Here is a 12428-nt window from a genome sequence, read left to right on the forward strand (position 1 = left end):
GATCCGCCGGCCTTTCTTCTGCGTCACTGTTGAGGCGCAGGGGCCCCGAAGCTCGGCGCCGTCGGGGCGCCGAAGGAGGGCGGCGCGGGCGTCGCCGGAGCAGCCGGCGCAGGGGCCGGCGCCGGGGAACTTCCGGCCGGGGGCGCACCGAAGCTCGGGGCGGGCGCGCCACCGAAGCTCGGAGCCGCAGGCACGCCGAAGCTGGGTGCCGCGGGCGCGCCGAAGGAGGGCGGAGCCGCGGCGCCGCCGGGCGTCGGTGCCGACATGCCGGGCATCGGCACGTTGAGCTGGATGCTCGCCGGATCCACCGCCCGTTCCTGCTTCAGGAAATAGGTTACCGACTGCGGCCAGAGGATCAGGATCGCGACGAGCACGAGCTGCAGGCCGAGCCAGGGAATGGCGCCCATGTAGATGTCCGAGCTCTTCACGTTGGCCGGCGCGATGCCTCTCAGGTAGAAGAGCGCGAAGCCGAAGGGCGGATGCATGAAGGCCGTCTGCATGTTCACGCAGAGCAGCACGCCGAACCAGACGAGGTTGATGCCTAGCGCATCGGCTACCGGCGCCAGCAGTGGCACGATGATGAAGGCGATCTCGAAGAAGTCGAGGAAGAACGCCACGAAGAAGATGAAGATGTTGACGAAGATCAGGAACCCGACCGCCCCGCCCGGGATGTGGGACAGCAGGTACTCGATCCAGTGTCCCCCATCCATGCCTTGGAACACGAGGCTGAACACGGTGGAGCCGATCAGGATGAAAACGACCATCGCGGTGAGCCGCATCGTGGTCGCCATCGCTTGACGCGTCAGGGTCCAGCTCAGGCGGCGGTGCAGGGCGGCGAGCAGGATCGCGCCGACCGAGCCCATGGCACCGGCTTCCGTGGGCGTCGCAAGGCCCATGAACATGGTGCCCAGCACGAGGAAGATCAGGGCCAGGGAGGGAATCATGCCCTTGGCGACCTGCCAGAGCAGCTCGCGCCCGCTCTTGGTGCGCGCCTCCGGGGGCAGGGGCGGCATCTTGTGCGGCTGGAGCTTCGACAACACGAAGATGAAGCCGAGGAACAGCGCGATCTGCAGCAGCGAGGGACCGATGGCGCCCGCATACATGTCGCCGACGGAGCGACCGAGCTGGTCGGCCAGGATGATCAGCACGAGCGAAGGCGGGATCACCTGCGTGATCGTGCCTGACGCCGCGATGACGCCGGTGGCCAGACGCATGTCGTAGCCGTAGCGCATCATGACGGGCAGGGAGACGACGCCCATGGCGATGACGGAGGCCGCCACCGTTCCGGTGATCGCGCCGAGCACCGCGCCGACCAGGATCACGGCATAGGCGAGGCCGCCGGGCTTCGGGCCGAAGAGCTGGCCGGAGCCTTCCAGAAGGTCTTCCGCCAGACCGCAGCGCTCCAGAATGGCGCCCATGAAGGTGAAGAAGGGGATCGCCAGCAGAAGGTCGTTGGAGATCACGCCGTAGAAGCGCAGCGGCAGCGCGTTGAGAAGCGCCGGGCTGAAATGATCGAAGTAGACGCCCAGCGCCCCGAACAGGAGGCCGACGGCCGCCAGCGAGAAGGCGACCGGGAAACCCATGATCAGGAAGAGAATCATGCCGCCGAACATCAGCGGCGGCATCGGCCCGTATTCAAACATCCGAATTGTCCCCCACCGCGCCGCTTACTGCAGCGGCTTTTCGTACTTCGTTTCGATCGTGATCAGCCCGGCCAGAGCCGCGAACCGCTTGATGAGTTCGGAAATGCCCTGGAGGAACAGGAGCCCGAAGCCGAGCGGTAGGGTCGCCTTGGCCGGCCAGAGGATCAGGCCGCCTGCGTTCATGGACACTTCGCCACTCAGGAACGATCGAAGGAAGAAGGGCCAGGTGAGATAGAACAGGTAGCCGATCACGGGCAGGAACAGCACGACGAAGCCGAAGATGTCCACGAGAAGCCGTCCCTTGGTCGACAGCACGGAATAGATCAAGTCGACGCGGACATGCTCATTGAGCTTGAGCGTATAGGAGGCGCCGAGCAGCACGATGCCGGCGAACATGTACCACTGGATCTCGATCGCCCCGTTGGAACTGAGGTTCAACGAATAGCGAAGGAGGGCGTTGCCGGCGCTCACAAGGACCGCGACAAGGACGAGATAGTCCGCGATCACGGCAAAACCGGCGTTCAGCCTGTCGATGGCCTTGCTGACGGTCAGAAGAAATCCCATCACCCCTCCCTGGATCGGGCCGCGGGCGTCCCCCGTACCCGCGAACCCATGTGGCCTACGACAGCAAATGCTGGCAAGGCCAGAGATTTCGTCGCTCTCGCCCAGCAAACGACCGGCGGCGTGGCAGGGGATCAACAGCGCTCGATCGAGGAGGCTGCCGAGTTGACGCAGGCAAGGATCGAACGACAGGCGGCGAAGGTCGCTCGCCTCTCGCTTGAGCTGCGATTCGAGCTGCTGCTGCTCCGGCGGATGCGGTCGCGCGCGGCCGACCGAGCGGAGGACCCCGGTTCGCCGGGCGTTTTCCGTTCGGTGGCCGAAGTCTATGCCGCCGCGCTGGCGCGGCGGGACGAGGCGGCGTAGCGGCTATTTCGTCAGGTACCGGCGCGCGGCATAGAGCGAGACGGCCGCTGCGTTGGACACGTTGAGCGAGCGGATGGCGCCGGGAACTTCAAGGCGCGCGAGGACATCCACCGTCTCGCGGGTCTTCTGGCGAAGCCCCTTGCCCTCCGAACCGAGCACCAAGGCGAGCCGGCCGCCGTCCAGCGCCGGCTCCAGCTCGTCGTCGCCAGCCGAATCGAGGCCGATCGTGCGGTAGCCGCGGTCCTTCAACTCGCCGAGGGCATCGGCGAGGTTGGTCACCTGGACATAGGCGATCAGCTCCAGTGCCCCCGAGGCGGACTTGGCGAGGACGCCCGACTCCTGCGGCGAATGGCGCGAGGTCGTCACCACCGCGCCCGCGCCGAAGGCCACCGCCGAGCGCAGGATCGCGCCGACATTGTGGGGATCGGTCACCTGATCCAGAACCAGCACGAGGTCGGCCTCGCCGAGATCGGACAGGCGCGCAGGCTGGAGCGGCGCGGTTTCCAGAAGGACGCCCTGGTGCACGGCGTCGGAGCCGAGCTCCTGATCCAGGAAGCGCGGCTCGACGATCTCGATCGGGCAGGGCGGAGCGGCTTCGTCGAGTTCCAGCCGGTTGAGCGCGTTGCGCGTCACGTAGAGCTGGACGAAGCGGCGGCGCGGGTTGGCGAGCGCCGCCTGCACGGTATGGATGCCGTAGAGCCGCACGCGGTCGGCGGGCGCCGGCTTGCCGGCATGCTGCGGCTTGCGGGGGCGCGGTGTCTGCGCGCCCGGTCCCCCGGCCGCCTGGTCGCGATGCGCCCGACGCAGCCGCGCGTAGTGCGAGTCCTTGGGGGTGTGGCTCTTGGGATGATCTGTCATGGGGCGGATGTAACGGAGTTCGGGGACGCCGCAAAGCCGCGCGCCGAAACTCCGCGATTTCGGGTGTCATCCATGTGTTGACATAGGACCGGCCTGTCGCCATAACGCCGCTCGAAGCGCACGGGACTTCCCGCCGCTTCCAGCGCTCCGCAAGGACGCAGGGTGACCTGGAGGGATGCCCGAGTGGTTAAAGGGGACGGACTGTAAATCCGTTGGCTTAGCCTACGTTGGTTCAAATCCAACTCCCTCCACCATTCACCCATCCGGCGCGGGTATAGCTCAATGGTAGAGCAGCAGCCTTCCAAGCTGAATACGAGGGTTCGATTCCCTCTACCCGCTCCAGCTATCTGCTCGTAACGGCGAAGCTTTTGGAACTGTCATGCAGGCCGTTTAAGAGGCGTTTCACCCGCGCGGGGTAGGCCGCGCCTTGGCGGTGGCCCGGTTGCTCTCAAGCACCGGATTGCGAACGCCTACATCATCAAGGCTGCCAACTGCCCTTCTCCAACCATACTCCGAGCGGTCCCGACGGTGACCGTGCAAGCGCCCCATAAGGCGTGCTTCCGGTCAGCCGTCTTTCGCAATGTGTCGACGGCCAGAACGTCAAGGTTTCTACCCATAAGTAAAAACCCTCAACCATAAGTTCCGCACACGCCTCGCGTGTGATGATCGTTCGTCAGATAATGTCTGGAGCGATCAAATGTTGCCCAACCGGAAAGCTACCCTCCTTAGCACCGCACTCGCCGGCGGACTTCTGCCCCTCCAAGCCTCCGCCGCCACGGGTACCGTGACGTTCACCGGCTCCGTCACCACAACTTGTGCGGTTGCAGTCGTCAACGGCACGGGCGCCCTGACGACCAACGGGACGTTGAGCACCCTCAGTTCGAAGAACCCCGGTGGCGCCCCCGCAAAGGTCGATGTTACCACGACCGGCGGCGTGCGCGTCAGTCTCGACGCCGTCTCTTCCGCGACCGCGCCGGCGACCGACACGACCAGTACGGTCTGGACCCCGACCTATTCCATGAGCGGTGCCCAGACTGTCGCCGAAACGGGCCTTTCGACGCTGATGACCGGCGCCGGCACGCGCAACGTCGACATCAACCTCACCGGCACGAAGTCGGGGATGGATACGTTCATGGGCGGCAACTATGCCGCAACGGTCACTGTCCGATGCGAGTAGTGCGTTTTCCTCTGGCTGCCATTGCGGCAGCGACGGTTGGCGCCGGAGCGCTGACGGCGCCCGCATCGGCACAGTCCCTTTCGCCGATGCGCGGGGAGATCGTCAGCATGGCGGATGCCTTCGCGGTACGTGTCTTTCCGTCCAACCCTTACGACCGTCCGATTCGCATCGAAGTCCGCGTCTACGACCAAGACTTCGAACCGGTTGACGGGGTGCGCGTCTCGTCCAGCCCGATGATGCTGGCCTCTGGCGCGTCGCGACCGGTGATCGTCGCCATCCCCTTCGAGGGGCGGCGCGAGCGCAAGGTTCGGGTCTGCGCCGAAAGCATTCCCTTCCCCAATTCCCAGACGCAAGTGAGGGCTCAGATATGCGGCAAGTTCCTCGGCAAGCGCGCGTCCTGACGGCGTCGCTTCTCGTCTGTCTCGCTGCGACGCCGTCGCTGGCGGAAGACATCTACTACCTCAACCAGAGCCAAAGTGGCTTCAACCTGCCGGGCGTCTCCCTGCCGCAGGGCCAGGACGAAGTCCGGGCAGCGGACGGCACGACCTGCCGCTCGGCAGTCGGCGGGTCCGGCGCCTATCTCGATGTCGGCGCCATCAACGGCTCGAACAACCGGAACGGCGACGTCGCGACCTACGGACGGGTGGTGATCCCCCTCGGCGGCGGATCCAAGCGGCTCAACTGCTCCGAGCTCTACGAGCTTGAGATCGCCCGGCTGCGGGCGGAGCTGAAGCTCCTGCAGATGGGCATGGCGAGCGGACAATCCGATGCGACGGTGGCTGCCGCCAACATGGACATGAAGCCGAAGGATGTGCAATGGGCCGATACGGGGTGGACCGATGGATCGAAGAAGGGCCGGTAATATCGGGCGGCAGCGCTCCGAACGCTTGTTCGCCGTCTCGCTGGCGCTGCTCGGTGCGGCCTGCGTCCCCGCCGCCGCCCTTGTGGACGTGCGCATCGGCTCCTGCACGATCATGGTTTCGTCGCCAGGCGTGCTGACCGCCTCGGCGGACCTTCGGACGCTGTCTTCGACCAACCCCGGGGGCCGAGCTGCGCGCATCAGCGTCACGACCGTGATCAACGGCTCCTTCCCACATCTCACTTGCAGCTTGGCCGCACAGGTGAACTGCTTCCGCGTCACCTACGTGCCGCCGGTGAACTTCACTTCCGCGCCCTCGGGTGGCGATGCCAACGTCACCTTTTCCGGACAGATCGTTCCGCAGGGCAGCTCGGCGCTGCTGGACCTCCTGTCGGCGGTGATCGTCAACGGGACCCAGTCGATCGACCTCAGTCTCACCGCCGTCAAAACGCAAGGCTCGTTCACCGCCGGCACCTTCCAGGCGATGCCGACGGTTCGCTGCGAATAGGGGCGTCGTGACCGCGTCGGCGCATGCTGTGACGCTTCCCGTAGAGCAAAAGGCGACCCACCCAAATCTGCTAGGTATCGAGCAGATCTACCTACCTATCGTTCGTCTCGGCGCTCGTCGCCGGGCCTGATCGTCAGGCGAACATTTCCCCGATCTCTCCGCGTCCTCCGCTTCGGGTGCATCCTGCCTCCGTTCAAAGGAGGACAGCATGCCTGCTCAAGACCTGTATCTCTACACCGCCACCACCGCCGCTGGGCCGGCGACGCGCGTCCTGGCCGTGGTGCCGAGCGATGCCGACGATCTGCCGTTCGTCACGACGGGGCTCTATATCGGCGTCGGCGGCGACGTTGCGGTCAAGGACCGCGTGTCCGGCGACACGGTCGTGTTCAAGAACGTCGCCAGCGGCTCCGGGCTGCCGATCCGGGTCGCGCGCGTGCTGGCGACGGGGACCACCGCCTCGGCGATCGTGAGTCTCGCCTGATGCCCCGGATCGGTATCGGTATCGGCACGAGCTTTCTCGGAGAGCGGCTCGGCATCGGGATCGGCGCCGGAGGGAGCGACGGTACGCCGCTGTCCGGCGTCGGCGCCCTCAAAGGCGAGGCCGGCGACGGGTTGGTCGATCCCAGCGGCAACCGGCTCGTCGGCACCTTCGCCAACGACAATCCCGGGCTGACCGTGCGGGACATCGCGCGGCGCCAAGGCATCGCCTTCGGCACGTCGATCCAGTCGCCCGCGCTGATGAACGCGCCCGGCCCGGCCGGCTTTCCGACGCGGATCGACTGGCTGTCGGCGAACACCGACGTCTTCGTGCCGGGCTTCGTGATGATGCCCGACAACTTCAACCCCTCGCTCGGCACGTTCCAGACGGGGGCCGCCGCCGCCTTCGTCGCCGACGCGCGGGCGAGGGGGAAGGCGTGGCGCGGGCACTGCGCCTACTACCCCAAGCGCGACATCGGCAGCTGGGTCGACAGCTACCTGCAGGCCAACCCCGGCCAGTGGCAGGCGCTGCAGCACGCCCGCATCGATGCGCTCGCCAGCGTGCCGGGCATCAAGACGGCGTCGAATTTCGACGTCATCAACGAGGTCTTCTCGCCGGGTTCGACCAATCCGGGCGGGTGGCGCAACTCGCCCTGGACCGTGGCGGCCGGCAGCTTCACCACGCCGGCCGTCTCGGCCTTCCAAAAGATGCGAGACGTGCTGCCGAACGTGAAGCGCTACTGGTGCCAGGATGCGAGCGAGCAGCTCGCGTCCACGACGTTCCTCAACCATGCCAACAACATCGTTGCCGGCATCGAGAGCTGCATGAACCTCGGCGCACCCGTGGATGGCTACGCCATGCAGGCGCACCTGACCTACCGGCTCGGCTTCGACAACCAGAGCGCCACGCGTCTGCGAGCCTTCTGCCGGTCACTGACCGAGACGCTGGGGCTGGAGCTGATCGTCTCCGAACTCGACCTGCGCACCGGCTACGGCGACGGGATCCTGGACCCTTACGGCCAGATCGATACGCGTCCGCCGAGCGGCTACACGGTGCCGCAATACGACATGATCGGGCAGGACATCACCAAGCGGTTTCTCGACACGGTGCTGCCCTTCGTGAAGGCGTCGGGCGGCAATCAGTTCCTGAGCTGGACGCTCGACGACGGCTACAACTCCTGGACCGAGGCCTATGGCCAGCCGCCGGGCGAGCGGCCCTGCCCCTATACCGACACCTTCCAGCCGAAGCCGCAGCTTGCGGCGATCCGCAACGCGCTTCTGGAGTGCTGATCCATGGCCGACATCAAGAACACGCTGAACGGCACCGCCGATCCGACCTTCGCCAACGACGCGAGCCAGGGCTATGCGATCGGATCGAGCTGGTTCAACCGCAACACGGGCGAGCTCTGGAAGTGCGCCAACGCCACGACGGGCTCGGCCGAGTGGATCCTCGCCGCCTTCGACGACACGCTCTGGCCGCCGGGGCACGCGAGCTTCGCGCCGGGAATCACGGCGCTGGCGGATGGGCAGCCGAACCCGAACAAGCTGATCATGCAGAAGTTCACCTTCCATCGGAAGGTGATGATCGAGGCGATCGGTATTCATCTGGTGACGCCACAGGCGGGAGCGGCGGTTCGGCTCGGCCTCTACGGCTACAACCGGCAGACGCAGTGGGTCGGCAACCGCATCGCCGACGGCGGCGAACTGCTGCTCGACCCGACCACCTACTCCGGTGAGACGCGCGCCTTCGTCCAGGGGCTCACGGTCTACCTCAACCCCGGCATCTACTTCGGCGCGGCGGTGCTGAAGACCCCGACGGGAACGCAGGCCACCGTCAAGCGCATCAGCACGGGGACGATGGGCGTCTACACGCGGCCGAAGGGGCAGGACCTCGCCTCGCCGGGTCGCTACCTCTCAGGCGCTCTGACCTACGGCGCGTTGCCCTCCGTCCCGCCGACCATGGCGTTCGACAGCGGAACGGACGGGGTTGCGATCATGCTCGCCAAGGGCTGATCGGGTCTCTCGCATCTAACGATCGAGGAGTCCGGCCGCAACGCCGGGCTCCTCATTGCCAGAGACGGACCGAAGCCGTCGGCCGGCATCACCAAAAGAGGAGGTGGATGCCGATGCCGGCCGTCAGGATCGTCAGGGCATAGGCGACGACCATCAGCGCGCCGTCGCGGACCAGCATGGCGAGGCCGAAGGCGGCGACGGCGGCCATCGGCGCGGTGCTGGCGAAAGGGACGAGTTCGAGCGGGGGAACGGTAAAGGCCAGAAGGACGCACGCGAGGGCCGCGCCCTTCATGAAGGGCGTGCTCGTCAGCAGCGGGAGGCGGCCGTGAAACCAGCGGTCCATGAAACGCGCGAGCGGTCGAAGCTTGTCGATCGCCTTGTGGAGCCTGTCGGACGACAGCCTCCGCGAGCCGAGGAACCCGGGCAGCCACATGGCTTTTTGGCCGAAGAGGATCTGCGCGGCGAAGAGGGCGATGATGGCGGCGATCACGGTCGGCACGCCCGGAATGCCGCCGATGGGCGAGATTTCGAGGAGTGCCGGGACAAGGAGGAAGGCGCCGTAGCTCCGGCTGTCGAAGGCGTCGATGACCGTCCGGATCGTCACCGTGTCCTTTCCGTCCGCCGACCGCTTCAACTCGTCGAGCGTCTCGCCGACGCTCCCCTGTTCGCCAGCCCTGCCGGTCTGCGGACGCGACTCGGGTCCGACGCTCAAGCTTCAGGACCGGGAACCAAGCTTCGCCGCTTCCGCTGCGCCGTCCTTGGCCGCGTTGGCATGGCCTCGCTCCGCGATGTGGCGCTTGGCCTCTTCGAGGCTGATGCCGTGCTTGGCGGCCAGCTCTTCAGCTTCCGTGTCGGGGCGGGCGGGCCCGCCGGTCTCGATGGGGATGTTCGACATGGTTATCTCCCGGACGTTTCGGGAGGCGCAACGCGCGGCCGGCGACAAAGTGCCCTGCCGGGCGCGATCGAATCGGCCATCTGGTTCACGCTTGCGCGACCCATGTGCCGGGGGCCGCTTGTGTTTCCCTTTGTCACTCGCTATGTCGCGGCCCTGTCCGTGCTAGGCGCAAGGTAGAGATCATGGCGAAGAGCAAATTCGAGCGTAACAAGCCGCATGTGAACATCGGGACGATTGGTCACGTTGATCACGGGAAGACGTCGCTGACGGCGGCGATCACGAAGTACTTCGGCGAGTTCCGCGCGTACGACCAGATCGACGCGGCGCCGGAGGAGAAGGCACGCGGCATCACGATCTCGACGGCGCACGTGGAGTACGAGACGGAGAACCGTCACTACGCGCACGTGGACTGCCCGGGTCACGCCGACTACGTGAAGAACATGATCACGGGCGCGGCGCAGATGGACGGTGCGATCCTGGTCTGCTCGGCGGCCGACGGCCCGATGCCGCAGACGCGCGAGCACATCCTCTTGGCGCGCCAGGTCGGCGTTCCCGCGATCGTGGTGTTCCTGAACAAGGTCGACCAGGTCGACGACGCCGAGCTTCTCGAGCTCGTCGAGCTGGAGGTGCGCGAGCTCCTGTCGTCCTACGACTTCCCGGGCGACGACATTCCGATCGTCAAGGGCTCGGCGCTGGCCGCCCTCGAGGACTCCAACAAGGAGATCGGCGAGGACGCGGTGCGCAAGCTGATGGCCGAGGTGGACGCCTACATCCCGACGCCGGAGCGTCCGGTCGACCAGCCGTTCCTGATGCCGATCGAGGACGTGTTCTCGATCTCGGGCCGCGGCACGGTGGTGACGGGTCGCGTGGAGCGCGGCATCGTGAAGGTCGGTGAGGAAGTCGAGATCGTGGGCATCCGCGATTCGAAGAAGACGACGGTGACGGGCGTCGAGATGTTCCGCAAGCTTCTGGACCAGGGCCAGGCGGGCGACAACATCGGCGCGCTGGTTCGCGGTGTGGACCGCGAGGGCGTGGAGCGCGGTCAGGTTCTGTGCAAGCCGGGTTCGGTGAAGCCGCACACGCGCTTCATGGCCGAGGCCTACATCCTGACGAAGGAAGAGGGCGGCCGCCACACGCCGTTCTTCACGAACTACCGTCCGCAGTTCTACTTCCGCACGACGGACGTGACGGGCGTGGTGACGCTTCCTGAGGGCACCGAGATGGTGATGCCGGGCGACAACGTGACGATGGACGTCAAGCTGATCGTTCCGATCGCGATGGAAGAGAAGCTGCGCTTCGCTATCCGCGAGGGCGGCCGTACCGTCGGCGCCGGTATCGTCGCCAGCATCGTCGAGTAAGTTCAACCATCCGACATCGCATGCGAGCGGGCCCTTCGGGGCCCGTTTTCGTTTGGGGTCGCCGGGTCAGATTGGAGGCGTTCTTGCTTGTCGCCGCCGGGGCGCGGCTCTAGAAGCGTCTGCGAACGGAAAGGGAAGCGTCCATGGCTGCCGACATCGCACGGGTCTTCATCGGGTTCGATTCCAAGGAGGTCGTGGCCTATCACGTGCTCGCCCAGAGCATCATCGAGCATGCCTCGATGCCCGTGATGTTCTGCCCGATCGTGCTGCCGCACCTGGAAGGCACGTTCACGCGCGAGCGCAACGCCCTGCAGTCGACCGAGTTCTCCTTCTCGCGCTTCCTGGTTCCCTATCTCTCGAACTACGAGGGGTGGAGCCTGTTCATGGATTGCGACATGCTGATGCGCGCCGACATCGCTGAGCTTTGGGCGCTGCGCGACGAAAGCGCGTCGGTCATGTGCGTCAAGCACGACTACCAGCCCAAAGTGGAGACCAAGTTCCTCGGCCAGGTGCAGACCAAGTACGAGAAGAAGAACTGGTCGAGCGTCATGCTCTTCAATAACGCCAAGTGTCGCGCCCTGTCGCCGGACTTCGTGAACACGGCGACGGGCCTCGAGCTGCACCAGTTCAAGTGGCTGGAGAACGACGGGCAGATCGGCGAGCTGCCGGCGGCCTGGAACTGGCTGGTCAACGAATACGATCACGACCCGGCGGCCAAGAACGTCCATTTCACCGATGGCGGTCCCTATTTCGACGAGTATCGCAACGACGACTACGCCGACGAATGGTTCGCCATGCGCGAGCGCACGCTCCACGTGACGCAGCGCGCGCCGAAGGACTGAACGCCTTGCGCGATGGGTTGCCGCAGGAGGGAGAAGCGGGGGCGGCCGAACGCTGGGCCGAAGTCTTCGGCGCCTACGAGACGGTGGTGCTCGTCGCCAACAGCGACGCCGTGCGGATCGCCGACCTGCGGCTGCGCTACGGCGAGGGCGCTCTCTTCGTCTTCTTCAACAAGGTCTACAAGGTGCTGGACGCGCCGTTCGACGGCGAATGCCTGCTGGTCGCTCGCTCCAGCCGCGCCGGGGTCAACATCGTCTACCGCCGCGAGGTCGAGGACGTCCTGCGGCTCGTGAGAAACCCAAGGTTCCAGGGCATCTGCAACCTGCGGGCGGGGCACCACGAGCGGTTCAGCGCGCCCGCGGAGTTCGGCGGAAGCGTTCCGGTCGGCCATCTCGACATGGCGGGGGGGATGGAGGGGTTCTACCCGTCCGATCAGGTGGCGACGAGCGGTTTCGCGCTGGCGCTGTTCCTGGTCGAGCGCTGCCCGGCGAGCCGAATCGTCCTGGCCGGTTTCACCGCGCGCCGCTCCAAACGCTGGAAGCTCTTCACCGATCACGACTGGACCTTCGAGCAGATCGTGCAGCGCCTCCTCCTGCGCGCGGGCCGAATCGAGACGGCGGGCGTTGCGAGCGACGATCTGTTCGGGACGGTGGCGCGGCGCTTTCCCGACGTGTCGCGCGCGGATGTTGCGCTGGTCTCCGCCGAGGTCTTGGCCGAGCGGCTCGACGGGGCGAACGCAGCGATCGACGATCTCCTGCGCGCGACGCGCCCGCAGCGCCGCCTCGGCGACTGGCTGCGTTCGATCAAGCCGAAGACCCGCAAGGCCAGGATCGCCGAACAGGACGCCGCCAAAGGCGGGGGATAAGACTTGCAAAC

General features: G+C 66.2%; 16 protein-coding genes and 2 tRNA genes. 13 read left to right on the forward strand and 5 right to left on the reverse strand.

Annotation, left to right across the window (positions count from 1 at the left end; translation table 11 throughout):
• Window positions 1–23 precede the first annotated feature (23 nt).
• Entirely contained in the window at window positions 24–1643 is a 1620-nt protein-coding gene (locus O5O54_RS01725) for a TRAP transporter large permease subunit (protein ID WP_279478011.1), read from the reverse strand.
• 24 nt (window positions 1644–1667) lie between these two features.
• Window positions 1668–2207, reverse strand: a complete 540-nt coding sequence (locus O5O54_RS01730) for a TRAP transporter small permease subunit (protein WP_279478012.1) — start codon at window positions 2205–2207, stop codon at window positions 1668–1670.
• A gap of 120 nt (window positions 2208–2327) precedes the next feature.
• Here O5O54_RS01730 and O5O54_RS01735 point away from each other — a divergent pair, with 120 nt between their 5' ends.
• Window positions 2328–2567, forward strand: a complete 240-nt coding sequence (locus O5O54_RS01735) for a hypothetical protein (RefSeq protein WP_279478013.1) — start codon at window positions 2328–2330, stop codon at window positions 2565–2567.
• Between the two features lie 3 nt (window positions 2568–2570).
• Here the strand turns inward: O5O54_RS01735 and rlmB are convergent, their stop codons facing one another.
• Window positions 2571–3425: a 23S rRNA (guanosine(2251)-2'-O)-methyltransferase RlmB gene (gene rlmB, locus O5O54_RS01740; protein WP_279478014.1), complete on the reverse strand. Its 855-nt coding sequence runs from the start codon at window positions 3423–3425 to the stop codon at window positions 2571–2573.
• Between the two features lie 169 nt (window positions 3426–3594).
• Here rlmB and O5O54_RS01745 point away from each other — a divergent pair.
• The 9 genes from O5O54_RS01745 to O5O54_RS01785 all read left to right on the forward strand — a co-directional run bounded on the left by O5O54_RS01745 (window position 3595) and on the right by O5O54_RS01785 (window position 8459).
• Window positions 3595–3679, forward strand: a tRNA-Tyr gene (locus O5O54_RS01745).
• A gap of 14 nt (window positions 3680–3693) precedes the next feature.
• Window positions 3694–3767, forward strand: a tRNA-Gly gene (locus O5O54_RS01750).
• Window positions 3768–4290: 523 nt separating this feature from the next.
• The gene (locus tag O5O54_RS01755; protein WP_279478015.1) at window positions 4291–4602 is read left to right on the forward strand and encodes a hypothetical protein; all 312 of its coding nucleotides are present in this window, start codon (window positions 4291–4293) and stop codon (window positions 4600–4602) included.
• Between the two features lie 107 nt (window positions 4603–4709).
• Window positions 4710–5003 (forward strand): hypothetical protein, encoded by a 294-nt coding sequence (locus tag O5O54_RS01760; RefSeq protein WP_347814865.1) that lies wholly within the window; start codon window positions 4710–4712, stop codon window positions 5001–5003.
• Window positions 4970–5464 (forward strand): hypothetical protein, encoded by a 495-nt coding sequence (locus tag O5O54_RS01765; RefSeq protein WP_279478017.1) that lies wholly within the window; start codon window positions 4970–4972, stop codon window positions 5462–5464. The genes O5O54_RS01760 and O5O54_RS01765 overlap by 34 nt, the downstream gene beginning before the upstream one ends.
• Complete coding sequence (locus O5O54_RS01770; RefSeq protein WP_279478018.1) at window positions 5442–5969, forward strand: hypothetical protein; 528 nt, start codon at window positions 5442–5444, stop codon at window positions 5967–5969. Before O5O54_RS01765 ends, O5O54_RS01770 begins: the two co-directional genes overlap by 23 nt.
• Window positions 5970–6177: 208 nt before the next feature.
• A complete protein-coding gene (locus O5O54_RS01775) occupies window positions 6178–6450 on the forward strand; it encodes a hypothetical protein (RefSeq protein WP_279478020.1) in 273 nt (90 codons plus the stop codon).
• Window positions 6450–7736 carry an endo-1,4-beta-xylanase gene (locus tag O5O54_RS01780; RefSeq protein ID WP_279478021.1) on the forward strand — a complete coding sequence of 429 codons (1287 nt, stop codon included), beginning with the start codon at window positions 6450–6452 and terminating at the stop codon, window positions 7734–7736. The genes O5O54_RS01775 and O5O54_RS01780 overlap by 1 nt, the downstream gene beginning before the upstream one ends.
• 3 nt (window positions 7737–7739) lie before the next feature.
• Window positions 7740–8459: a hypothetical protein gene (locus O5O54_RS01785; protein WP_279478022.1), complete on the forward strand. Its 720-nt coding sequence runs from the start codon at window positions 7740–7742 to the stop codon at window positions 8457–8459.
• Window positions 8460–8547: 88 nt separating this feature from the next.
• Here O5O54_RS01785 and O5O54_RS01790 read toward each other — a convergent pair whose 3' ends face one another.
• Together O5O54_RS01790 and O5O54_RS01795 are read right to left on the reverse strand one after the other, a co-directional pair.
• Window positions 8548–9171, reverse strand: coding sequence for an exopolysaccharide biosynthesis protein (locus O5O54_RS01790; RefSeq protein WP_279478023.1), 624 nt, complete (start codon window positions 9169–9171; stop codon window positions 8548–8550).
• Window positions 9172–9174: 3 nt separating this feature from the next.
• Window positions 9175–9354: a hypothetical protein gene (locus O5O54_RS01795; RefSeq protein ID WP_279478024.1), complete on the reverse strand. Its 180-nt coding sequence runs from the start codon at window positions 9352–9354 to the stop codon at window positions 9175–9177.
• A 182-nt stretch (window positions 9355–9536) separates the two neighbouring features.
• On the opposite strand from O5O54_RS01795, the gene tuf reads away from it, so the two are divergent.
• The 3 genes from tuf (at window position 9537) to O5O54_RS01810 (ending at window position 12417) form a co-directional block, all read left to right on the forward strand.
• The gene (tuf, locus tag O5O54_RS01800; protein WP_279478025.1) at window positions 9537–10712 is read left to right on the forward strand and encodes an elongation factor Tu; all 1176 of its coding nucleotides are present in this window, start codon (window positions 9537–9539) and stop codon (window positions 10710–10712) included.
• 143 nt (window positions 10713–10855) lie between these two features.
• Entirely contained in the window at window positions 10856–11554 is a 699-nt protein-coding gene (locus O5O54_RS01805) for a glycosyltransferase (protein ID WP_279478026.1), read from the forward strand.
• A 5-nt stretch (window positions 11555–11559) separates the two neighbouring features.
• Window positions 11560–12417 (forward strand): 3-deoxy-manno-octulosonate cytidylyltransferase, encoded by an 858-nt coding sequence (locus O5O54_RS01810; RefSeq protein WP_279478027.1) that lies wholly within the window; start codon window positions 11560–11562, stop codon window positions 12415–12417.
• Window positions 12418–12428 lie beyond the last annotated feature (11 nt).

The organism is Aureimonas sp. SK2 (assembly GCF_029813115.1).
In the GTDB taxonomy this organism is placed as follows: Bacteria; Pseudomonadota; Alphaproteobacteria; order Rhizobiales; family Rhizobiaceae; genus Aureimonas.

Excerpts from the sequence above, each read along its gene's own strand:
- O5O54_RS01795 (WP_279478024.1), bottom strand. The coding sequence starts at position 9,354 with ATGTCGAACATCCCCATCGAGACCGGCGGGCCCGCCCGCCCCGACACG.
- O5O54_RS01725 (WP_279478011.1), bottom strand. The coding sequence starts at position 1,643 with ATGTTTGAATACGGGCCGATGCCGCCGCTGATGTTCGGCGGCATGATT.
- O5O54_RS01785 (WP_279478022.1), top strand. The coding sequence starts at position 7,740 with ATGGCCGACATCAAGAACACGCTGAACGGCACCGCCGATCCGACCTTC.
- rlmB (WP_279478014.1), bottom strand. The coding sequence starts at position 3,425 with ATGACAGATCATCCCAAGAGCCACACCCCCAAGGACTCGCACTACGCG.
- O5O54_RS01805 (WP_279478026.1), top strand. The coding sequence starts at position 10,856 with ATGGCTGCCGACATCGCACGGGTCTTCATCGGGTTCGATTCCAAGGAG.
- O5O54_RS01760 (WP_347814865.1), top strand. The coding sequence starts at position 4,710 with ATGGCGGATGCCTTCGCGGTACGTGTCTTTCCGTCCAACCCTTACGAC.
- O5O54_RS01780 (WP_279478021.1), top strand. The coding sequence starts at position 6,450 with ATGCCCCGGATCGGTATCGGTATCGGCACGAGCTTTCTCGGAGAGCGG.
- tuf (WP_279478025.1), top strand. The coding sequence starts at position 9,537 with ATGGCGAAGAGCAAATTCGAGCGTAACAAGCCGCATGTGAACATCGGG.
- O5O54_RS01765 (WP_279478017.1), top strand. The coding sequence starts at position 4,970 with ATGCGGCAAGTTCCTCGGCAAGCGCGCGTCCTGACGGCGTCGCTTCTC.
- O5O54_RS01770 (WP_279478018.1), top strand. The coding sequence starts at position 5,442 with ATGGATCGAAGAAGGGCCGGTAATATCGGGCGGCAGCGCTCCGAACGC.
- O5O54_RS01775 (WP_279478020.1), top strand. The coding sequence starts at position 6,178 with ATGCCTGCTCAAGACCTGTATCTCTACACCGCCACCACCGCCGCTGGG.
- O5O54_RS01730 (WP_279478012.1), bottom strand. The coding sequence starts at position 2,207 with ATGGGATTTCTTCTGACCGTCAGCAAGGCCATCGACAGGCTGAACGCC.